This window comes from Neptunomonas sp. (assembly GCF_016744175.1).
Lineage (GTDB): Bacteria > Pseudomonadota > Gammaproteobacteria > Pseudomonadales > Balneatricaceae > Neptunomonas.
This window is the reverse complement of the sequence record NZ_JADGEV010000010.1, coordinates 61,171-82,430: the sequence shown is the minus strand read 5'-3', so window position 1 is coordinate 82,430 and position 21,260 is coordinate 61,171. Positions and strand designations below refer to the sequence as shown.

16 protein-coding genes and 5 tRNA genes are annotated in these 21,260 nt (G+C 42.2%); 5 read left to right on the top strand and 16 right to left on the bottom strand.

Translation table 11 applies throughout. From position 1 onward, the window contains the following. Positions 1 to 8 precede the first annotated feature (8 nt). The 8 genes from clpX to cueR form a co-directional block, all read right to left on the bottom strand. A complete protein-coding gene (clpX, locus tag QZZ55_RS06620; protein ID WP_293266554.1) occupies positions 9 to 1,292 on the bottom strand; it encodes an ATP-dependent Clp protease ATP-binding subunit ClpX in 1,284 nt (427 codons plus the stop codon). Positions 1,293 to 1,396: 104 nt separating this feature from the next. Further along, positions 1,397 to 2,029: an ATP-dependent Clp endopeptidase proteolytic subunit ClpP gene (gene clpP, locus QZZ55_RS06615; protein WP_028470914.1), complete on the bottom strand. Its 633-nt coding sequence runs from the start codon at positions 2,027 to 2,029 to the stop codon at positions 1,397 to 1,399. Positions 2,030 to 2,141: 112 nt separating this feature from the next. Next, complete coding sequence (tig, locus tag QZZ55_RS06610) at positions 2,142 to 3,446, bottom strand: trigger factor (protein WP_293266553.1); 1,305 nt, start codon at positions 3,444 to 3,446, stop codon at positions 2,142 to 2,144. Between the two features lie 247 nt (positions 3,447 to 3,693). Then, positions 3,694 to 3,769: transfer RNA gene (locus tag QZZ55_RS06605), tRNA-His, on the bottom strand. A 29-nt stretch (positions 3,770 to 3,798) separates the two neighbouring features. Next, a tRNA-Leu gene (locus QZZ55_RS06600) sits at positions 3,799 to 3,883 on the bottom strand. Between the two features lie 111 nt (positions 3,884 to 3,994). After that, positions 3,995 to 4,079: transfer RNA gene (locus tag QZZ55_RS06595), tRNA-Leu, on the bottom strand. Between the two features lie 12 nt (positions 4,080 to 4,091). Next, positions 4,092 to 4,167: transfer RNA gene (locus tag QZZ55_RS06590), tRNA-His, on the bottom strand. A 290-nt stretch (positions 4,168 to 4,457) separates the two neighbouring features. After that, positions 4,458 to 4,847 carry a Cu(I)-responsive transcriptional regulator gene (gene cueR / locus QZZ55_RS06585; RefSeq protein WP_293266552.1) on the bottom strand — a complete coding sequence of 130 codons (390 nt, stop codon included), beginning with the start codon at positions 4,845 to 4,847 and terminating at the stop codon, positions 4,458 to 4,460. A gap of 136 nt (positions 4,848 to 4,983) precedes the next feature. Between cueR and QZZ55_RS06580 the strand changes: the two genes are divergently transcribed. Beyond that, on the top strand, positions 4,984 to 7,209 hold the full coding sequence (locus QZZ55_RS06580; protein ID WP_293266551.1) for a heavy metal translocating P-type ATPase: 2,226 nt from the start codon (positions 4,984 to 4,986) through the stop codon (positions 7,207 to 7,209). A 98-nt stretch (positions 7,210 to 7,307) separates the two neighbouring features. Here the strand turns inward: QZZ55_RS06580 and QZZ55_RS06575 are convergent. Beyond that, a tRNA-Arg gene (locus QZZ55_RS06575) sits at positions 7,308 to 7,384 on the bottom strand. A 242-nt stretch (positions 7,385 to 7,626) separates the two neighbouring features. Between QZZ55_RS06575 and folD the strand changes: the two genes are divergently transcribed. Then, positions 7,627 to 8,478: a bifunctional methylenetetrahydrofolate dehydrogenase/methenyltetrahydrofolate cyclohydrolase FolD gene (folD, locus tag QZZ55_RS06570; protein ID WP_293266550.1), complete on the top strand. Its 852-nt coding sequence runs from the start codon at positions 7,627 to 7,629 to the stop codon at positions 8,476 to 8,478. 81 nt (positions 8,479 to 8,559) lie between these two features. On the opposite strand, the gene cysS is transcribed toward folD, so the two are convergent. Both cysS and QZZ55_RS06560 read right to left on the bottom strand, forming a co-directional pair. Further along, positions 8,560 to 9,966: a cysteine--tRNA ligase gene (cysS, locus tag QZZ55_RS06565; protein WP_293266549.1), complete on the bottom strand. Its 1,407-nt coding sequence runs from the start codon at positions 9,964 to 9,966 to the stop codon at positions 8,560 to 8,562. Positions 9,967 to 10,088: 122 nt separating this feature from the next. After that, positions 10,089 to 10,982: a hypothetical protein gene (locus QZZ55_RS06560; protein ID WP_293266548.1), complete on the bottom strand. Its 894-nt coding sequence runs from the start codon at positions 10,980 to 10,982 to the stop codon at positions 10,089 to 10,091. A gap of 216 nt (positions 10,983 to 11,198) precedes the next feature. Here QZZ55_RS06560 and QZZ55_RS06555 point away from each other — a divergent pair, with 216 nt between their 5' ends. Then, positions 11,199 to 12,008 carry a class I SAM-dependent methyltransferase gene (locus QZZ55_RS06555; protein ID WP_293266547.1) on the top strand — a complete coding sequence of 270 codons (810 nt, stop codon included), beginning with the start codon at positions 11,199 to 11,201 and terminating at the stop codon, positions 12,006 to 12,008. A gap of 16 nt (positions 12,009 to 12,024) precedes the next feature. Here QZZ55_RS06555 and QZZ55_RS06550 read toward each other — a convergent pair whose 3' ends face one another. Beyond that, a complete protein-coding gene (locus QZZ55_RS06550) occupies positions 12,025 to 12,351 on the bottom strand; it encodes a hypothetical protein (protein ID WP_293266546.1) in 327 nt (108 codons plus the stop codon). 289 nt (positions 12,352 to 12,640) lie between these two features. Here QZZ55_RS06550 and QZZ55_RS06545 point away from each other — a divergent pair, with 289 nt between their 5' ends. Continuing rightward, positions 12,641 to 14,386, top strand: coding sequence for a DEAD/DEAH box helicase (locus QZZ55_RS06545; protein WP_293266545.1), 1,746 nt, complete (start codon positions 12,641 to 12,643; stop codon positions 14,384 to 14,386). Positions 14,387 to 14,450: 64 nt separating this feature from the next. Here the strand turns inward: QZZ55_RS06545 and thrH are convergent, their stop codons facing one another. The 4 genes from thrH to rluC form a co-directional block, all read right to left on the bottom strand. Further along, positions 14,451 to 15,068, bottom strand: coding sequence for a bifunctional phosphoserine phosphatase/homoserine phosphotransferase ThrH (gene thrH, locus QZZ55_RS06540; protein WP_293266544.1), 618 nt, complete (start codon positions 15,066 to 15,068; stop codon positions 14,451 to 14,453). Positions 15,069 to 15,198: 130 nt separating this feature from the next. Beyond that, positions 15,199 to 16,173, bottom strand: coding sequence for an HTH-type transcriptional regulator CysB (gene cysB, locus QZZ55_RS06535; RefSeq protein ID WP_293266543.1), 975 nt, complete (start codon positions 16,171 to 16,173; stop codon positions 15,199 to 15,201). Between the two features lie 99 nt (positions 16,174 to 16,272). Further along, positions 16,273 to 17,361 carry a DNA-binding protein gene (locus tag QZZ55_RS06530; protein WP_293266542.1) on the bottom strand — a complete coding sequence of 363 codons (1,089 nt, stop codon included), beginning with the start codon at positions 17,359 to 17,361 and terminating at the stop codon, positions 16,273 to 16,275. After that, positions 17,361 to 18,344, bottom strand: coding sequence for a 23S rRNA pseudouridine(955/2504/2580) synthase RluC (rluC, locus tag QZZ55_RS06525; RefSeq protein WP_293266541.1), 984 nt, complete (start codon positions 18,342 to 18,344; stop codon positions 17,361 to 17,363). Before rluC ends, QZZ55_RS06530 begins: the two co-directional genes overlap by 1 nt. Before the next feature lie 561 nt (positions 18,345 to 18,905). On the opposite strand from rluC, the gene rne reads away from it, so the two are divergent. Next, on the top strand, positions 18,906 to 21,260 hold a 2,355-nt coding region (rne, locus tag QZZ55_RS06520; protein ID WP_293266540.1), incomplete at its 3' end, for a ribonuclease E.

Here is a 21,260-nt window from a genome sequence, read left to right as displayed (position 1 = left end):
TGTGTAGTTTACTTTTCAGAAACCACTTTTTGCTCTGGAGTTTCGTAGATTAAAATTGGTTCAGATGTACCGTCAATAACACCTTCATCAATAACAACCTTGCTCACATTTTCCATTGAAGGTAGCTGATACATGATATCAAGCAATGTCCCCTCAAGAATCGAGCGCAACCCACGAGCTCCTGTTTTACGCTCTAATGCATGCTTGGCGATTGCATGAAGCGCTTCTTTACGGAAATCGACTTCAGCGCCTTCCATCTCAAATAACTTAGTGTATTGACGCACTAGGCTATTTTTAGGCTCAGTCAGTATTTGCATGAGAGCTTCTTCATCAAGCTCTCCGAGCGTAGCTATCATAGGTAGTCGGCCAACAAATTCTGGTATTAAGCCAAACTTCACTAAATCTTCAGCTTCAATTTCCTGCAATGTTTCAGTAATAGATTTTGTATCATCTTTACTTTTCACACTGGCATTGAAGCCAATAGAGCTTTTCTCAGAGCGATCACGAATAATCTGCTCAAGACCTGCAAATGCGCCACCACAGATAAATAAGATATTAGACGTATCTACCTGAAGAAACTCTTGCTGAGGATGCTTACGCCCACCCTGAGGAGGCACTGAAGCAACAGTACCTTCTATCAGTTTAAGCAACGCTTGCTGTACACCTTCACCTGAAACATCACGAGTAATAGAAGGGTTATCAGATTTACGTGAGATTTTGTCTATCTCATCAATGTAAACAATACCCAGCTGCGCACGCTCAATGTCGTAGTCACATTTTTGTAACAACTTTTGAATAATATTCTCAACGTCTTCACCTACATAACCTGCTTCTGTCAGCGTGGTTGCATCGGCAATTGTGAAAGGAACATTTAGTAGACGCGCTAGCGTTTGGGCCAATAAGGTTTTACCACTTCCCGTTGGACCAATAAGTAAAATATTACTTTTACTCAATTCGATATCTTTATTTGCCGAGCTACTCTGAAAGCGCAAACGCTTATAGTGGTTATAGACAGCAACGGCCAATACCTTTTTGGCACGATCCTGCCCAATAACGTAGTCATCAAGCTTCGCTTTAATTTCAGCGGGAATCGGTAAGCTTTCTTTAGCTTCCTGCTCATCAATGTCTTGAATCTCTTCACGAATAATATCGTTACATAGATCAACACATTCGTCACAGATAAAAACAGATGGGCCGGCAATCAGCTTCTTAACTTCATCCTGATTTTTACCACAGAATGAACAAAAAAGTTTGCCCTGTTCATTGTCTTTATCGTCGATATTATCGCTCATTCAACCTACCTCAAACTCATTCCAGCAAAGCGGTATTCTTATTAATAGTGGCATACATCGAGTTTTTCAACTCAATACCTCCATAATATTCCCTGAATTACACTTTATTGCCCTTGGCGCCGATCCAATACTGAATCAATCAAACCATATTCTGCTGCAGCAACAGGATCCATGAAGTTATCACGATCTGTATCTCGACTAATAGTCTCTATATCTTGGCCAGTATGCTCGGCCAATATACGATTCAACTTCTCACGAATACTTAAAATTTCTTTCGTGTGAATCTCGATATCAGTTGCCTGCCCCTGAAAACCACCCAATGGCTGGTGAATCATTACACGCGCATTAGGTAAAGCATGACGCTTACCTGCCGCACCAGCAGATAATAAAAAAGCACCCATGCTAGCTGCCTGACCTGTGCACATGGTGCTCACATCTGGCTTGATAAACTGCATAGTATCGTAAATCGCTAAACCTGCAGTAACAGAACCGCCTGGTGAATTGATATACAAATGAATATCTTTATCCGGATTTTCAGCTTCCAGAAACAACATCTGAGCAACGATCAGGTTCGCCATATGATCTTCAACTTGGCCTACAAGAAAGATAACTCGCTCTTTCAATAGCCGAGAATAGATATCATACGCACGCTCACCACGAGCGGACTGCTCTACTACCATCGGTACCAGACCAGAGTTTTCAATGATCTTAGCATTATCCTGATGGAATACTGACATGCAATTTACTCCTTAACCTAATAAACAAAAAACGACAGAAGATAAGCACCAACTGTCGTTTTTCATTCAGTCAATGCATCAATTAGAGACGCAAGACAATATGTCCCTACGACTACTGCTGAGCAGGCTTGATTGCGTCTTCATAAGCAACCGCTGCTTCAGTAACTTTAGCAGAAGAAAGCAGGTGATCAATCACAAGGTCTTCCAATACCAAGCTTTTAACCTGATTCAGCATATCATCATTACTGTAATACCAATCGATAACTTCTTTTGGCTCTTGATAAGTACTTGCCATTTCTTCAACAGCAGCACGTACATTATCATCATCAGCTTTGATTTCGTTAACTTTAATAACTTCTTGTACTAGCAAACCGACTGTTACACGACGCTTAGCCTGATCTTCAAACATTTCTTTTGGTAACATGCTTGGATCAATTTCTGCACCGCCGCCAAAACGCTGAACAGCTTGCTTACGTAGATTATCAATTTCGCTATCGACCAATGCTGATGGCACTTCAATACCGTTGATATCGACCAACTGAGTGAAAACCTGATCTTTAAGTTTCATCTTAAGAGCATTTTTCATTTCACGTTCCATATTTGAACGCACTTCTACCTTGAAAGATTCCAAGTCAGCTGCTTCAATACCAAACTTTGTGAAAAACTCTTCGTTCAACTCAGGTAACTCTGAAGATGACACTGTTTGTACTTTTACGTTAAAGACAGCATCTTTACCTTTCAACTCTTCAGCATGATAGTCTTCAGGGAAAGTTGCTTTAACTTCAACTTCATCACCCGGCTTAGCGCCTACAAGACCATCTTCAAAGCCAGGAATCATTGAGTTTGAACCCAACACAAGATCCATGCCTTCTGCAGTACCACCTTCAAATGCTTCGCCACCGACGAAACCTTCAAAATCGATTTTAAGGCGATCAGCATCTACTGCAGCTGTTTCAACTTCAGACCAATTAGCTTGCTGCTTGCGAAGCGTATCAATCATCTGCTCTAAATCTTCATCTTTCACTTCAGAGCTTTGCTTTTCAATCTCTACTGAAGTGAAATCTGATAACGCTATTTCAGGGTAAACTTCAAACGTTGCTACGTATTGAAAGTCTTCACCATCTTTATCGTTTTTAAATTCAATTTGCGGTCCACCAGCGGGTAAAACGTTTTCCTGCTGAACTGCTTCATAAAAGCTTTGCTGGATCACTTCGCCGATTACATCCTGACGAATACCAGCACCGAAACGCTGCTTAGCAACTTTCATAGGAACTTTGCCAGGGCGGAAACCGTCCAAACGCTGAGTGCGAGCAGCTTGCTGAACTCGCTTATTTACATCACCTTCAATGCGCTCTGCAGGTACAGTGATTGTCATCTGACGCTCTAGAACGGAAGTCGTTTCAACAGAAACTTGCATGGAATTCCTCACCAAAAAATACTATGTACCAGTTTATCAATCTACATGAACTAAATTAATCAGACTAATTGTCCTGTTAATTCACATAGTCGTTTAATTAGACTCGATTATACGTCAAAGTCAAAATTCTAAAGCGCGAAATTTTCCGGCACTTGGGCTTATTAGTCAAGTAATTACCGCAAAACAAAGCCTTAATTGTTCTTTTATTAAGAGATATCAAGAAATAGATACAAAAGAGATATAAACATGGGGTGAACGATGGGGCTTGAACCCACGACCGCCGGAATCACAATCCGGAGCTCTACCAACTGAGCTACGCTCACCATTGAATTTCATTTACCAGAACAGTAAATGGTGCGGATGGAGAGACTCGAACTCTCACGCCTTGCGGCACTGGTACCTAAAACCAGCGTGTATACCAATTTCACCACATCCGCGTGGTTCTAACTTTATTATCAATATACTAGATAACTAGTACTTACTGATAATCCAAGCCTTAAGTGGAAGACTTAGTAACTCTTAAAAACACCATTTATTAGGGTAATAAATGGTGCGGATGGAGAGACTCGAACTCTCACGCCTTTCGGCACTGGTACCTAAAACCAGCGTGTATACCAATTTCACCACATCCGCATAACTTTAGCATGGGGTGGACGATGGGGCTTGAACCCACGACCGCCGGAATCACAATCCGGAGCTCTACCAACTGAGCTACGCCCACCATAACTAAATTCATTCCTACTACTTAAAGCAATAAAAACTAACTCAATTGAAACAGCCTTATACTTACTGTTTTCAGTGCCTAGGAGAGCACCTCAATCAAGATGGGGCGTATTCTAGGGAGACAGCCACATGCTGTCAACAAGTTTATTCAGCATTTCACTAAGAAATTGCAATTATTTCAAGAGACTAGCTTTAACCTGATAAATCACATTAATTATTGTCGATATTTGGTTAATTAATAGACGTTATCTATCTGAGCGTCCACTGCTAGGGCAGCAACCACTTACTTCACCCCTTGTTTAATTTATCCAGTATTGGGCAATGCGTTTGCTCATCACCCATGCACTCCCCAACAACATCCTCCAACACCTCTTTCATCTTTTGCATTTGCGCAATCTGGTGATTTATTTTTTGAAGATGCAACTCAGCTTTTTTCTTAACACTGGCACTTGTTCTTCCAGGATCTTGTGAAATCGATAATAGCTCCTGACTATCATTTAATGAAAACCCAAGCTCTCTTGCTCTTTTGATAAAAAGCAAACATCCCAATTGGGCGGTATCATAAAGACGATAGCCATTAGCACTACGCTTTGCCGGGGGTATTACCCCCTGCTGCTCATAGTATCGAATGGTTTTCCGACTTAATCCCGTGTGCTTAGCAGCCTCTGCAATATTCATTATTTCCCTACACTATACATTTAAACAGACAGTATGCGTTTGACCTTACCGCTGCTGTAACGTTTAAACTAGCACAAATAATATCGCATATAATTTACACAGGCGATTACATCAATTTGACAAGGCCCTTTCAATCATGAGCACAACTCTAATTCTTGAAAACGTATCATGCGCTGGCTGTGTAAAGAAAATTGAGACGTGCACCTCTCATATTCCTGGTATTGAAAGCGCTGAAGTCAACTTCCCTCAACGCAGACTTCTTTTCACAGGTTCTGTTGACCCTGAAAAAGTTATTAGTCAACTTAATGATATCGGATATAAGTCTAGACTCTCACAAAACGATGCCCAAGACAGACTGAAACAAAAAGAAGCAGACAAAGCACTTTACCTTCAACGTCTAACTCACTCAGGCGTAGCTCTTGCGCTCGGCATACCCATGATGATTGCTGGATTTTTCATGGACAGCATGAGCATCCAAACTACGAATGATCAATTCATCTGGGGCACCATAGGCGTTCTTACTCTAGCCATCATGTATTTTTCTGGGAAACACTTTTTTACAGGTGCTCTCATTGCGCTTCGTAACGGAAGCTCAACAATGGACACATTAATAGCCATAGGCACTGGTAGTGCTTGGCTTTTTTCAATGATTATCGTGCTGGCCCCGCAACTATTTCCTGATACTGCTAGGCATATTTACTTCGAAGCCGCCGTTATGATTATTGGATTAGTCAATCTTGGTGTGGCTATGGAGCTAAAAGCACGCACTAGAACATCTAATGCAGTAGAACGACTACTAGACTTAAAACCTAAAACAGCCTGCATCATCCGGAACAACAAAGAACAAACCCTACCACTGGAACTTGTCTTAATTAACGATAAAATTCGCATTCGCCCGGGAGAGCAAATCCCTACTGACGGAATCGTTCTTGAAGGGCAAAGCTACATCGATGAATCAATGCTTACAGGGGAGCCAGTTCCTGCCAGTAAAGGGCCGGGGGACAATGTATCTGAAGGAACCCTCAATAAATCTGGCAGCCTACTAATTTTAGCTGAAAAAGTAGGAAAAGAAACTACGATTAGCCGCATTATAGAAATGATAAAACAAGCACAAAATAGTAAACCCGCTATTGCACGCTTAGCCGATAAAATCTCTTCCATTTTCGTGCCTTCAGTTATTCTTATTAGCTTTATTACCGCCGCACTTTGGTACTTTTTTGGTCCAGAACCCAAGGCCGCTTACATGCTAATAAGTGCAACAACAGTGCTGATTATTGCCTGCCCTTGTGCACTAGGCCTCGCGACCCCCATGTCCGTCATGGTGGGTGTCGGAAAAGCAGCTGAACATGGGATCCTCATCCGTAATGCACAAGCACTACAAGCGGCGTCAAATATCGACACTATCATCCTTGATAAGACAGGCACCATTACCGAAGGATCTCCTACGCTTAACAGTATCATTTCAATCAACTCATCTGAAAATAATATACTGTCGCTCGCCGCTTCACTAGAACAGTTGTCAGAGCACCCTTTAGGTGAAGCCATCATTAAAGCTGCTATTAACAAGCACCTCCCCTTACTTCCTGCAGAACAATTTATGTCAATTACTGGCCGGGGAATAACTGGCGTCATTAAGGGGCAGCACCTACTACTCGGCAATCTCGCATACATGCATGAGAATAACGTAGATACTGAGGCCGCAATCAACTCAAGCATAACAACTACTGCGCATACGCTCATCTACCTTGCAGCTGACGGAAGGCTTTTAGGCATTCTTGCCGTTGCAGACCCTATAAGAGCAGACTCAGCTACCGCTATTAAGCGATTGCGAAATATTGGTATTAATATAGTTATGTTAACGGGAGATAATCAGAACACAGCAGCCGCTATTGCAAAACAAGCAGGCATTGATGACTTCATAGCAGAAACCACGCCTGAAGATAAAACAAATAAAGTTAAAGCCCTTCAACAGCAAGGTAAAATTGTTGCCATGGCTGGCGATGGCATAAATGACGCCCCCGCATTAGCACTCGCTGATGTAGGATTCGCCATTGGAAATGGTACTGATATAGCAATTGAAAGTGCTGACATGGTGCTTTTACGCAACTCAATACATAGCATTGCAGACGCAGTTGAGTTATCAAAAGCTACACTAAAGAATATTCGCCAGAACCTTTTCGGAGCCTTCATTTACAACAGTATTGGCATCCCCATTGCGGCAGGAATATTATTTCCATTCACTGGAATTCTTTTAAGCCCCATTATTGCCGGTGCTGCCATGGCATTTTCATCAGCAACCGTCGTTGGTAATGCCAATCGCTTAAGGTTATTCAAACCATCGGCGTCACACACAGCGCCATAAAGATAGATTTTATAAATGTTGAAGTGTTATATCAGAAATACGAGAGGAAGATTTAACAGAGAATATCGTTATACGAAGAGGATCACTTAAGAAGTAACTGGTGCGCCCAGTAGGACTCGAACCTACAACCTACGCCTTAGAAGGGCGTTGCTCTATCCAGTTGAGCTATGGGCACTACAGATACCAAGATATCCTGAACCTTTATGAGGCCCTGCTGCTGAACCGAGATTCAAAGGCCTCATAAAGGAGCGCGTATCCTAAAGGAGCACTCGCACATCGTCAATATTTTTTTGAAACTCAATGCAAAAATCATCTTCTTATCTCTAATCACCTATCGCCTACTTGGCCGCAGAGCTCTAACATGAGAAAATCCGCGCTGTTTTGATACAAAGCCAGCATCAGGGATCACCTAAAACAATGACCGCACAGATTATTGACGGAAAACAAATAGCTGCCGACGTACGTCGACAGGTAGCAGAAAAAATACAGATTAGACTGAAAGAAGGTAAACGCGCCCCTTGCCTGGCTGTTGTTATTGTTGGTGATGATCCCGCTTCTCATGTCTATGTCCGCAATAAAAAAAATGCCTGCATAGAGGTGGGTATCGAGTCACTTTCATATGATCTCCCATCTGACACCTCGCAACAATATCTACTTTCCTTAGTTGATCAGCTTAATGCAAATCCTGATGTTGACGGCATTTTAGTACAGCTCCCACTACCCGAAGAACTAAATAGTAATGAAATTTTAGAGCGTATCCAGCCCAAAAAAGATGTTGACGGGTTTCACCCTTTTAATCTTGGAAGGCTAGCTCAACGCCTTCCAGCACTACGCCCCTGCACGCCCAAAGGCGTAATGAAACTACTTGAGTCCACCAATATTGGCTTACATGGCCAAGAAGCTGTCGTCGTGGGTGCCTCCAACATTGTTGGCCGTCCAATGTCTCTTGAACTATTGCTTGCAGGCTGCACCGTTACAACAACTCATCGTTTTACACGCGATCTGGCTTTCCATGTTAAGCGAGCAGACATTGTTGTTGTTGGTGTAGGCAAACCCGGCATTGTAAAAGGTGAATGGATCAAGAAGGATGCTATCGTTATTGATGTAGGTATTAACCGTCTTGATGATGGACGATTAGTTGGCGATGTCGACTATGATGCCGCGGCCCAAAACGCAGGCTGGATCACACCAGTGCCCGGCGGTGTTGGCCCCATGACAGTTGCCTGTTTAATGGAAAACACGCTAGAAGCAGCTTCAAGTACCGACTAAACAAGCCCCTTCTTTTTATAGGCAATTAAAAAGCGAGCGCCATGCTCGCTTTTTTAAATAATTAACAACCTGCCAACCTATTTAGCTTTCGCGAAACCAAGTAGTTCCCTCTCGACTGTCCTTAAGAACAACGCCCTGAGCCGCTAATTCATCACGAATTCGATCAGACTCCGCATAATCTTTATTTGCTTTAGCACAAACCCGCTTCTGAATTAACGCTTCGATACTATCGGCATCCAACTCGCCTTCTTTACCTTCTCCTTTCAAGAAAACATCTGGATTCTGTTGCAACAAGCCAATCACACCACCTAATTCTGAAATCTTATAGGCCATTATTGCAGCACCCGCTTCAGATGTTTTCTTAAGCTTATTTAGCTCATTTACCATTTCAAACAAAACTGAAATAGCTTTAGGGGTATTAAAATCATCATCCATCGCGTCGATAAAACGCTGCTCAAACGTCTCAATGCTTAATTGATCAATGTCTTTCTGCGAATACTCACACTTAGCGACGCCATTTAAGGCCTGATAAAAACGCTCAAGCATAACCCGCGCTTCTTTAAGACTGTCTTCGCTATAATCGATATAGCTACGATAGTGTACACGCGCTAAGAAAAAGCGCACCACCTCAGGATCATACTTCTTCAAGACATCTCTAATCGTAAAGAAATTCCCCAAAGACTTAGACATCTTCTCACTATTTACACGTACGGGTCCTGCATGCATCCAGTAATTTGCATACGTGCAACCATTGGCAGCCTCGGACTGAGCTATCTCATTTTCATGATGCGGAAATGGCAAGTCAGGACCACCGCCATGAATATCAAATGTGTCACCTAGGCAACACTTAGACATGGCCGAGCATTCTATATGCCAACCTGGGCGACCCGCACCCCATGGAGAATCCCAGCTAACCTCACCAGGTTTTACAGCCTTCCATAAAACGAAATCTAGTGGACTTTCCTTAGCTTCTTCCACCTCAACACGAGAACCAGAACGAAGCTCTTCAATGTTCTGATTTGTTAGTTTTCCATATTCAGCAAATTTCTCTACTCGATAATATACATCGCCATTTGATGCGGGATAAGCGAAACCTTTATTGATTAAGGTACTTACCAATTCGATAATTTCATCGATATGCGCTGTTGCTTTAGGCTCTTGATTTGGACGTAAAACAGATAATGCATCCTCATCTTCATGCATTGCATCTATCATTCGCTCAGTTAACTTTTCAACGGTTTCACTATTTTCTGAGGCTCTTTTGATAATTTTATCATCAACATCTGTAATATTTCGAATGTAATTCACATCCCAACCACGAGAGCGCAGATATCGGGTAATGACATCAAAACACACCATTACTCTTGCATGCCCAATATGACAATAATCGTATACTGTGATGCCACAAACATACATATTAATACGGCCTTCTACCAGCGGCGTAAAAGGGGCTTTTTGCTTAGTGAGAGTGTTATAAATCTGAAGCATGATCTACTGATGTATTCCTGATGAATGAGTAATAACTGCCCTGCTGAGCAGACTGATATTATAATGCAAATCATCACGCTATGTGACAAATGAGGCACCATTTAAAACATGATGGCTAGATCTTAATCATTCAAGCGTATCCGACCCACTTGCTGAGCACCCAGCGGACTCTTCTCTGACGTTAGCAATAAAGACTCAGGTGTTTCCCACATAACCGATTCCCATTGCCCATACGGCAAAATAGTATGGTAGGTAGCACGTTTCCATACAGGCAAACCCGCCTCAATATCGACAACCCAAATAAACGATTTACCGAACACACTCGCTTTTTGGTATCCCAAAAGCACTAGCTTATTATTCTTTTCGTCATAATCAGCTGCTGTAATCAGCCCTGATACAGGCAATGTAACCAAGGGTGTTATCTTTTGCTTAGATTTATTCTTATCTAAGGCATATAATCGAGTCTGTAAGTCGCCTCTGTTCTTGGTAAATAACCAAAGCTTATCACCAACGACCGTCAACGCCTCACAATCAAAATTATGCTGTTTTCCAACATCAGAATTATCTCTATCAGCATAACTAAAGCTTATTTTTTTAGATGAGACTTTACCTTTATGCTTCGCTTTAATTAGCTTTTTCCAACCAACCTTGTAAATAGCTAGTTTTTTTCGTTTGCCTTTATTGTTGCCACAATCTGCAATATATAAACTCTTATCATCCTGAGCTAATGACTCCCAATCAATATTCTTTGCTCCTTCAACATTAACTCGCTTAGCATATTTATAACTCTGTTGGTTAAAAGCATAAACTGCACTCTTACCACCACTATCATTTATCGTCCAAAAATAACCACCGTGGTGCCCTAAACCAGACGTTTCCGATACTTTGCTAGGCAAAAATTTAAGGCTTTGAATCGATAGCGTATGACCAATCTGATTTTCTGAAGCAGCATATCCAGAACACCCTGCAATAAAGCCAATTAATGACGATAACAATAGTATTTTTTTAAAAGACATTTAGTAACCACTACCAATAATAATTTGCTAGACCAACAGCATGTTAAACAACCCAGAACTTTCAATAATACACTTAATTTTTTACAGTATAGAATATCTATCTGTCTCTATACCGCCACTTCATCCGGAAGTAGCGATATAGCACAGGTCTCATAGCAGCACCCCAGGTTTTACGTTATCATCTAGAATACATAGATACCCGTATGGTAGATCCGTATGACAAGCATTGATTCACATTACAGCCAAAGCCTTCAAAGTGAAAAGATAATAAGCCGCCTCAATACTGCTTACCCTGACGGTCCTAACCTATATCACCTAGCCCCAATCGACCAGCTCCACATAGGTGGCATAAAAGCCTCTGAAAAGCTGAGTCAACGGTTAATCGATTTTAAAGCATCAAAGGTTCTTGATATTGGAAGCGGTCTTGGGGGGTTATTACGCGTTTGCAAGAATCATTACCCTGCGTTTTATGTCGGTTTAGATATCACTCATAAGCTCAATAAAATAAACCGACAGTTAAACAAACTCCATGATAAGTCCTCACCGTCGATGATTGTCACAGGTAACGGACAACAGCTTCCATTTGCAGATCAGTCGTTTGATTTAATTATTTTGCAACACAGTTTATTAAACATGCCTGATAAGATTAGTGCATTAAAAGAGTGCCAACGAATACTTATACCTGGCGGCCATATTATTCTCCATGAAGTCCTCACTGGAAATCACCATGAAACAATGCAATTCCCAGTACCTTGGGCACGCCACCCCGCGCTATCTCATCTAATCAGCACAAGAGATATGAATGATTTAGTTAACTCTACATCCCTGACCATTAGGTCGATGGAAGATTGGACTGCAGAAGCCCTATCATGGAGAAACCGCCAAACCAACAAACAGAAAAAACCACAAACACCTGTGGTCTCTCCTAGCATGATTTTGGGTTCTGAGTTCACTCTCATGGGGAAAAATGTACAGCGCAACTTAGAAAATGACGCAATACGAATTGTTGAATGGGTTCTTAGTTAATTATCAATATAAATGACTAACAACTCATAAGCTCAGTAATATCAAAATATATAGTTTGCTTCCCTCTTTGCACTTTGCCAAAGTCATTCATAACTCGAACATCTAACAGCATAGACTCATAATACCTTCCATTACTTTCTTCTTGAGCGTCTGAGAGCACATCCCAGCTCAAATCCTTATGGCGCCCTAAAGCCCAAAGAACGGCTTTTTGTACGGTTCGCTTGTCATGCACTCCATCTTGATGAATGATGATAGCTGAATCAATAGAGCGACCGTTCCCACCTGATATTGCTGCATCAAACCCAGAGTGCTCTAAAACAAGCTCTTTCAACTCAGCTGCCATAATATTCCTTCATTATCTATTTCAATCAATTCAGCATAGCAATACTTTAATAAATAACAAAAAGTATTATAAAAAATGCCCAACTAATTCAACATATCAAAGATATCAACATACTATTCCTGCTTATAAGCCCCTACCTATTGCTCAAAAAATAACCGCTGTACTTTATCAGATGTATTTTAAGCAACATCAATAGTAACTTTTTGAGTGCTGCTGCATAACGGCCAGTTAATACCACAAGACACTATTGAGACTTTTACTCTGCTAGCAATATACGTATGCTTCGCAAATGAAACCTTTCACACTCAGAGATTACCAAAAAGAAGCTGTTGATCTAACAATCCAACACTTTCGCAATAGCAATGACTCCGCAGTCATTGTTTTACCAACAGGCGCAGGAAAAAGTCTAATTATTGCTGCTCTCGCTCAAAAAGCGCGAGGACGCGTACTAGTTCTCGCTCATGTAAAAGAGTTGGTAGAACAAAATCATAAAAAATTCTGCGAACTAGACATTAAGGCAGGCATTTACTCTGCTGGTCTAAAGCAAAAAAATACGCAAGAACAAATCACGTTTGCCAGTGTTCAATCCATTTCTAGGAATTTATCGTCACTCAACACTCCATGCTCTTTGCTCATAATAGATGAGTGCCACCGGCTAAGTGAAGAACAAGACAGTCAGTACCTAAAAACCATTTCACATTTAAAAAGCATAAACCCAAACCTTAAAGTACTTGGCCTGACAGCAACACCCTACCGAATGGGTCTAGGGTGGATCTATCAATTTCACTACCGGGGTTATATTCGAAGCGATACTCCTCGCCCCTTTATCCAATGCATTTATGAACTGCCTTTAAGGCAAATGATATCGAACGGCTACCTAACACCGCCGAACATAATTGATGCAGCCATCGCACAATACGACTTTTCTGCGATCACCCCATCCTCTTCTGGGAACCTGCCCGAAAAGCCTGTAAATGACTTATTAACGCGATGCAAGCGCGTCACCCAAGCCATTATTCTGCAAGTTGAGGAATATGCTAAAAACCGCCGCGGCATAATGATTTTTGCAGCGACGGTCATGCATGCGAAAGAAATCACCTCATATCTACCTAATGAACTAACAGCGCTCATTACTGGCGACACCCCCAGCGCTGACAGAGACAATTACATTCAGAGATTTAAACGCCAAGAACTCAAGTACATGGTGAATGTATCTGTTTTAACAACAGGCTTTGACGCTCCACATGTAGATATGATCGCTTTATTACGCCCTACACAATCCGTTAGTTTGTACCAACAAATCATTGGTCGCGGCTTGCGGTTATCTCCAGGAAAGTCAGATTGCCTTATCATCGATTATGCGGGTAATAACTTTAATCTTCATCACCCGGAAATAGGAAAGCCGAAACCAGATTCAGACTCAGAACCCGTACAAGTATTTTGCCCACTATGTGAGTTTGCTAATATTTTCTGGGGAAAAAAAGATACTAACGGACAAATCATAGAACACTTTGGACGCCGCTGCCAAAAAGCAGAAAAAAATAAAAGCGGGCTTATTAAGCGCTGCGAATACCGTTTTCGTTTTAAAAGCTGCCCTATTTGTGATGCAGAAAATGATATTGCCGCTCGGCAATGCCATCAGTGCGAAGAAGCGCTAACTGACCCTGATGATCAATTAAAAAAAGCCTTACAACTCAAAGATGCTTTCATTCTGCGCTGTGCAGGCATTAGCGTTGAAACAAACGAAGAAAAAGTATCCGTGATTTATCATGATGAACACGGAGAAACATTAAAAGAAAGTTTCAACTTCAGCTCAAAAGCTCAAAGAGGTGTATTTAATAAGTTATTTGGTCGACGTCTCTTAAACAGCATTAGCCCAAGGGCGTTTAAGACAGCAAAGGAGGTAGCAGAGAACAGCCTGCTGATAACACACCCTGATTTTGTAATCGCCCGAAAAAAAGGCAACTTCTGGCGCATTCAAACAAGGATTTTTGATTACGAAGGAAATGTCAGAAAGGCGAACAAACTATGTTAACAACTAATCATTAATTTGCCACTAGAAGTCTACTAGCAAGACTCCCAGCAAGCAGTATAAGAAGCTAAAGCGTTAAATTTCGCAGGCTCGCTTTCAAGAATTGTTTTTTTAGATCTTCAAAAGTATGAACTGCTGGAAACTGCGGAAATTCGTCGATAACATTTTGCGGAGAGTGAAACAAAATTCCTGTTTCCGCCTGCGTTAACATTGTTGTGTCATTATAAGAATCACCTGCCGCAATCACACGGTAGTTTAGCAATTGAAAAGCTCTTACTGATTGACGTTTTGGGTCTTTCTGACGCAATGTATAGTCTGTTATCCGGCCACTATCATCCACTTCTAGCTTATGGCATAGCAAAGTAGGATAGCCCAACTGTTTCATCAAGGGCTCGGCAAAGTCGTAGAAAGTATCCGACAAAATGACAACCTGAAAGCGTTCGCGCAACCAGTCAATAAATTCACGAGCACCCTCAAGAGGCGTCAACCGACTTATTGTTGCTTGAATTTGCGGTAATGTCAGACCATGCTCATCCAAGATGCGTAAACGCTGCTTCATTAGCACATCATAGTCAGGAATATCGCGAGTTGTAGCCTTTAATTCATCTATTCCGGTTTCTTCAGCAAACGCTATCCAAATCTCAGGAATTAGTACACCTTCTAAATCAAGACAAGCCAGTTCCACAAGCATCTCCTCCACGATAAATTTCTAACAAAAAAGAACGCAATTTAACCTGTTATAGCAAAGCCTACAATTCAGACTCTAGTCTAGCTCGCCATAACATAAGCATAATTGATAAACACAAACCTACCCATTAAAGATCGGGCAATTCCTGATGGGCAAAAATCTCGTCTATTTCAGCACGACTACCACACTCTAACACCTGCCTAATAACATCTTTGGTAAGATGAGGCGCAAATAAATGTATGAAGTCATACATATAGCCGCGAAGGAACGTTCCTTTGCGAAAGCCTATTTTAGTGGTGCTGGGCTCAAACAAATGACTAGCATCTAGCACCACTAAGTCTTTATCAACTTCAGGTTCATAAGCCATTGTAGCGACAATGCCGACGCCAAGATTAAGGCGTACATATGCTTTAATAACATCAGAGTCAACCGCAGTGAAAACAACTTTAGGCTCCAATCCTTCTTGAGCAAAAGCATCGTCAAGCTTAGAGCGTCCGGTAAAACCAAATACATACGTGACTATCGGGTAATCTGCAATATCTTTAAGTGTCAGCTTAGAGACCTGGGTCAATGGATGGTCTTTTGGCACTATAACTGAACGATTCCAGCGGTAGCACGGCATCATGATCAGGTCAGAAAAATGCGTCATGGCTTCAGTAGCAATCGCAAAATCGACAGTGCCATCGGCAGCCATCTCTGAAATTTGCATAGGAGTACCTTGATGCATATGCAATGAAACATCAGGGTAAGATTTTATAAATTCAGTTATTGTTTTAGGCAAAGCGTATCTAGCTTGTGTATGAGTTGTGGCGACTGCCAAACTACCTTTCTTTTCATCACTGAATTCTTGAGCGACTTGCTTAATGCCTTCTACTTTTTGTAATATTTGACCAGCGACTTCGAGTATGGCCTCACCGGCGGGTGTCACACGCGTTAAATGCTTTCCGCTGCGAGCAAACACCTCAACACCCAGCTCATCTTCTAACAAGCGAATTTGCTTACTGATACCGGGTTGCGATGTGTACAGACTCTGAGCTGTCGCAGAAACATTCAGATCATGACGCGAGACTTCCCAAATATAACGTAATTGTTGCAGCTTCATAATAGCATTCCGCTTAATTTAATCTTATCTATACTACCCATACTATTATTACTACTCTCTATTATAACTGTAAAGAATAAGGAGTTAATCTTTCGTCATCTACAAGCGTGAATTTAAACGGCGCAGCTCTTCATCTTGAGCAATAATTCGTTTCTCAAGACTGGTCAGGCGCGACAATGTTCTAATTAATTCATCATCCTTGTCTTTTACTTCTTTACGCAAGTTATTTTCACGGCGGCTCCAGTCAGTCGCTGAATTGTATTGCTTTTGATTCAGGCGCTTAATCTCGTTGTCTAACTCACGCGCTTTATCATCCAAACGCTTAGATTTATTTGTTTCAGCCAATAATGATGAAGTACACCGCACTAATTCACGGCTTTGAGCTGCAACATCCTGCTTAAGCAGTTTCAACTCAGCCTCTTGGCTGCGCAGTTGAGAACGTTGCGTATCAATTTTGACATCTTTTTTAGCAACTTCTGCTTTTATGTCATGAATAGACTTAGTTAAAATTGACTCTTTCTTACCTACTTCATCACGAAGCTTCTCTAATGCGTTCTTATAATACCTAACATCAACATCAGCCTTACTAACAGAGTCCAGCATATGTCTCTGCTCATCTTTTATACGCTGATCAAATGTCCGCTTAGAATCTTCATAGGTTTTACGCAAATGAGCCAATTCGTGCTCAACGTTTGACCTGATCTGCTCTTCTTGCTTTCGCATGGTTGTTTCTGAAGCCAACCCCGTTTTTAAAACAGATAGCTCTGCATCTAGCGCTTTATTATGGCCTGCTAGTTCACCTGTTTTCTGGTTCTGCTCGCGTAAACGGTTTTCCAAATCTTGTTGGCGGTATTGCATCTCTTTAATAGTGTCATCTGAAACACGCCCTGCCTCTTCAATATGAGTACCCGTTGCTTTTTGATCACTGAGCAGACGCATACTTGCTTCTTCAACAGCTTGTTGCCATATGCGACCAAACGACAAGCTTAAAGAATCAGGTACATCAGGCACATAAACATCTTTCCTACCAAAGCTAACACGCGCTGGAAGCTCTTGCTTCCAACCACTTAAATATAATGCTGCATCATCTATACTAATCTGACAGTCAGCACTAACCATCTCAGGAGTTGGTTGCTCTCCATTACTCAAAACCCGGTCAGCGCAACGATAAACTTGCTCTTTTATCATTAAGATTCTTCCTGGTATGCTTTATCTTGCTGTGCAGCCAATCTTTCTAACGCACTACTTAATGCAGACTCTAACGGTGCTTTTACATTCAAGGTCTCACCTTCTGGCAATGCTACTTGCAACATTGCAGAATGAAGAAACAATCGACGAACGCCTTGCTTTTTCATATCTCGATTAATCGACTCAACACCGTATTTTTCATCTCCAACAATAGGATGTCCAGCGAACTGCGTATGTACACGAATCTGATGAGTTCTACCCGTTACAGGCTTCGCTTCTACTAATGTAGTTTGAGCAAAACGGCGTAATACTTTAAAGCGCGTGAGTGACGCCTTACCATCAGGTTGAACTTTAACAATCCGTTCACCAGATTGAAGCTCATTTTTGCGCAGAGGAGCATCAACTGAATTATTTTTTGATTCCCATTTTCCTACGACCAACGCATGATAAATTTTATTAACGCGATTCTGGCGCAAGGCTTCATGTAAATGGCGCAACATACTGCGCTTTTTTGCAATCATGATACAGCCGGATGTATCTCTATCAAGCCGATGAACTAACTCAAGAAAATGCTCATCTGGTCTTAATTGGCGCATTGCTTCAATTAACCCAAGATTTATACCGCTACCTCCGTGTACCGCAAGTCCAGAAGGCTTGTTAATCACTATAAGAGCCTTAGATTCATATAGGACAGACGCTTCTAGCAGCTCAAGCAGCGCTTTACCTACGATAGGAACGTCGTTGGGTTCAGATACACGAATAGGCGGTATTCGCACCAAATCGCCACCCTGAATACGGCCATCAGGCTTTATTCTCTTCTTATTAACACGAACTTCGCCTTTTCTAATAATGCGATAGATCATGCTCTTAGGAACGCCTTTTAAGGCAGTGCGCAAAAAATTATCAATGCGCTGCCCCGCTTGATCTTCTTCTACTTCGATATAGCGAACGCTTATATTAGCGGATGGATTAGTATCTGACATTGAGGAAATTGTGTTCTCGATTGATGCTGTATGGGTTAGCTGCTATATTGTAGCGTCGCCGAACGCTGTTGGCTTTAGCTATTGTTAAAAAAATAGATAATGAGCTGCTAAGAAGTGATTTTTTTAGCTGATGCTCACGTTTGTAGAATCTACGTTACGACTAATATCAGTTACGACTTAGTAATAGTAAAACTCGTGTCACATCCCAGATTAGCAAACATCTAAACCTGGCATCTAACATGATAACTAAACAGCACGGCAGAATTAATTAAAGTTTTTAAGAGAGTGCATTACCCCTGAACATCTCCTGCTGGATTTGATTGGAGGTGGAGACGCATTAACAGCCTAGAACCTGTGGTTACATCTCACAGACACAAACACTTAGAAAAACAATAATGGCTGTTTTTTCCTCCACCGCAGATGCATTTGCGCAGTACTATCATCTATAGATACTGGCATCCTCAATACTGAACTGTATCGTATGATTGAATCGTGTAACGTTTTCACCAGACGGATCGGACAGGATGGATTGCACTCTCTGCAATAGAGAAATAATTTAAAATGAAAAGAATGTTGATCAACGCAACTCAACCAGAAGAGCTGCGTGTCGCACTCGTGGACGGCCAGCGCCTCTACGACCTAGATATTGAATCTGAAAGCCGTGAACAGAAAAAAGCCAACATCTACAAAGGGAAAATAACCCGCGTAGAACCAAGCTTAGAAGCCGCATTTGTTGATTACGGCTCTGATAGACATGGTTTTTTACCGCTAAAAGAGATCTCTCGCGATTACTTCAGTAAACAACCTCAGCGTGGCAATCGCCCGAGCATTCGCGACGTAGTCAAAGAAGGCACTGAAGTTATTGTTCAAGTTGATAAAGAAGAGCGAGGCAACAAAGGTGCTGCTCTAACCACATTTATTAGCCTGGCTGGTCGATACCTTGTTCTTATGCCTAACAACCCTCGTGCTGGCGGAATTTCTCGTCGCATAGAAGGCGAAGAGCGCACACAGCTAAAAGCAGCACTTGACGGTGTAAACGTCCCCGACAAAATGGGTATCATCGTCCGTACTGCGGGTGTTGGACGCTCCTCCCAAGAACTACAGTGGGATCTTGATTACCTAAAAACACTTTGGGATGCGATCAAAGAGTCAAGCGACAAACCTTCTCCATTTTTGATTTACCAGGAAAGCAATGTTGTTATTCGCGCCATACGCGACTACCTACGCGCCGACATAGGTGAAGTCCTGATTGATGATGAAGAAGTTTATCAAAACGCTTTACAGTTCGTTCAACAAGTTATGCCCTCTTACGAGAGCAAACTACGTCTATATAAAGAACAGACTCCACTTTTTAATAGATTTCAAATCGAAAGCCAAATTGAAACGGCTTTCGAGCGAGAAGTACAACTACCTTCTGGCGGCTCTATAGTTATAGATCCAACCGAGGCACTCGTTTCTGTAGATGTTAACTCAGCCCGAGCAACTCGCGGCGGAGACATTGAAGAAACAGCTCTACAGACTAACCTTGAAGCAGCTGAAGAAGTTTCACGCCAGCTTCGTTTACGCGACATTGGTGGTTTAGTTGTTATCGATTTTATCGACATGACACCTATCAAAAACCAACGCGCTGTTGAAGAGAAGTTACTAAACGCATTAAAGCTTGATCGCGCCCGCGTACAAATGGGTCGCATCTCTCGTTTTGGCTTATTAGAAATGTCTCGCCAACGACTACGCCCTTCCCTCACAGAAAGTCGTGGTGTTGTATGCCCTCGCTGTAATGGACAAGGCTCTATACGCGATACCGAATCTTTAGCTCTATCTATCATGCGCCTTATTGAAGAAGAGTCATCAAAGGATCGCACTGCACAAATCAGAGCAATTTTGCCTGTTACTGTTGCTACATACTTGCTCAATGAAAAACGACGTATTGTTCATGACATTGAACTACGCCATGACGTTCGTGTTGTTATCGTGCCTAACCCTAATATGGAAACACCTCATTATGAAGTGGTCCGCTTAAGGGATGACCACACGATTACTACAATTAACGATGCAAGCTACACTCTACAACCTGAGCCAGAGACGGAAGCGGAAGAGACTGCTCGCGCAGCGCCGGTTAAACGTGAACTAGCGGCGGTTAGAAGTGTAACACCAGCATCTCCTGCCCCTAGTGAAGCAGAACCTACAAGCGCACCAACAGCTCCTGCAGCAAGCAGCCAGACACCAGCCAAATCTGTTGCAAAACCAACAGCTCAGCCCGCTGGTATTGGCAGTAGGATTGTAGCTATTCTCAAATCTCTTTTTGGTGCTGAAGAAAAGAAAGTAGAACAGGCAAGCCCAGCCAAACCTGCAAAAAAAGAAAGCAGCAACAAAAGAGGCAATTCACGAGACGGCTCTAGGGATAACCAACGCAACCGCAAACCTCGTCGTAATGGCCGTGATAACTCAGAACGTAACCGCTCTAATAAGCAGCAAGACGAAGTTATTACAGTGACTTCAGAGCTGGCTCCTCAAGCCGTTGGCGTTGCTAGCGCATCAACTGCCCCAGAGCAATCTGACGATGACAAAAACGGAAAGCCTCGCCGCCGTCGCCGCACACGCAAAAACAGCGATGAGAAAACTGATAAATCATCAGAGAACAACAAAAACGTAAAAACATCTGAAGAATCCTCTGAAGAAACGACTACCGAGCAGCCAAGAAGTCGCAATCGTGGCCGTCGTCGCAGAAATACTGAGCGATCAGCTGACCGAACGCTTGTTGCCGATTCCGATGCACTAAAGCCCGAAACGGAACAAGTTGCTGCCGCACTTACAACAGCAGCAGTACTTGGGTCAGCTGACGCTACGAATGCAACAGAAGAAAAACTTGCAGCCCCCTCTGTAACAGGCAATACAACAGAAGCCGTGACAAAAGAA

Bases quoted from the DNA above. Each gene is read 5' to 3' on its own strand.
- QZZ55_RS06530 (WP_293266542.1), bottom strand. From the start codon at position 17,361: ATGATAAAAGAGCAAGTTTATCGTTGCGCTGACCGGGTTTTGAGTAAT.
- rluC (WP_293266541.1), bottom strand. From the start codon at position 18,344: ATGTCAGATACTAATCCATCCGCTAATATAAGCGTTCGCTATATCGAA.
- cysS (WP_293266549.1), bottom strand. From the start codon at position 9,966: ATGCTTCAGATTTATAACACTCTCACTAAGCAAAAAGCCCCTTTTACG.
- cysB (WP_293266543.1), bottom strand. From the start codon at position 16,173: ATGAAGCTGCAACAATTACGTTATATTTGGGAAGTCTCGCGTCATGAT.
- tig (WP_293266553.1), bottom strand. From the start codon at position 3,446: ATGCAAGTTTCTGTTGAAACGACTTCCGTTCTAGAGCGTCAGATGACA.
- cueR (WP_293266552.1), bottom strand. From the start codon at position 4,847: ATGAATATTGCAGAGGCTGCTAAGCACACGGGATTAAGTCGGAAAACC.
- clpP (WP_028470914.1), bottom strand. From the start codon at position 2,029: ATGTCAGTATTCCATCAGGATAATGCTAAGATCATTGAAAACTCTGGT.
- QZZ55_RS06555 (WP_293266547.1), top strand. From the start codon at position 11,199: ATGACAAGCATTGATTCACATTACAGCCAAAGCCTTCAAAGTGAAAAG.
- folD (WP_293266550.1), top strand. From the start codon at position 7,627: ATGACCGCACAGATTATTGACGGAAAACAAATAGCTGCCGACGTACGT.
- QZZ55_RS06545 (WP_293266545.1), top strand. From the start codon at position 12,641: ATGAAACCTTTCACACTCAGAGATTACCAAAAAGAAGCTGTTGATCTA.
- clpX (WP_293266554.1), bottom strand. From the start codon at position 1,292: ATGAGCGATAATATCGACGATAAAGACAATGAACAGGGCAAACTTTTT.
- QZZ55_RS06550 (WP_293266546.1), bottom strand. From the start codon at position 12,351: ATGGCAGCTGAGTTGAAAGAGCTTGTTTTAGAGCACTCTGGGTTTGAT.
- QZZ55_RS06580 (WP_293266551.1), top strand. From the start codon at position 4,984: ATGAGCACAACTCTAATTCTTGAAAACGTATCATGCGCTGGCTGTGTA.
- QZZ55_RS06560 (WP_293266548.1), bottom strand. From the start codon at position 10,982: ATGTCTTTTAAAAAAATACTATTGTTATCGTCATTAATTGGCTTTATT.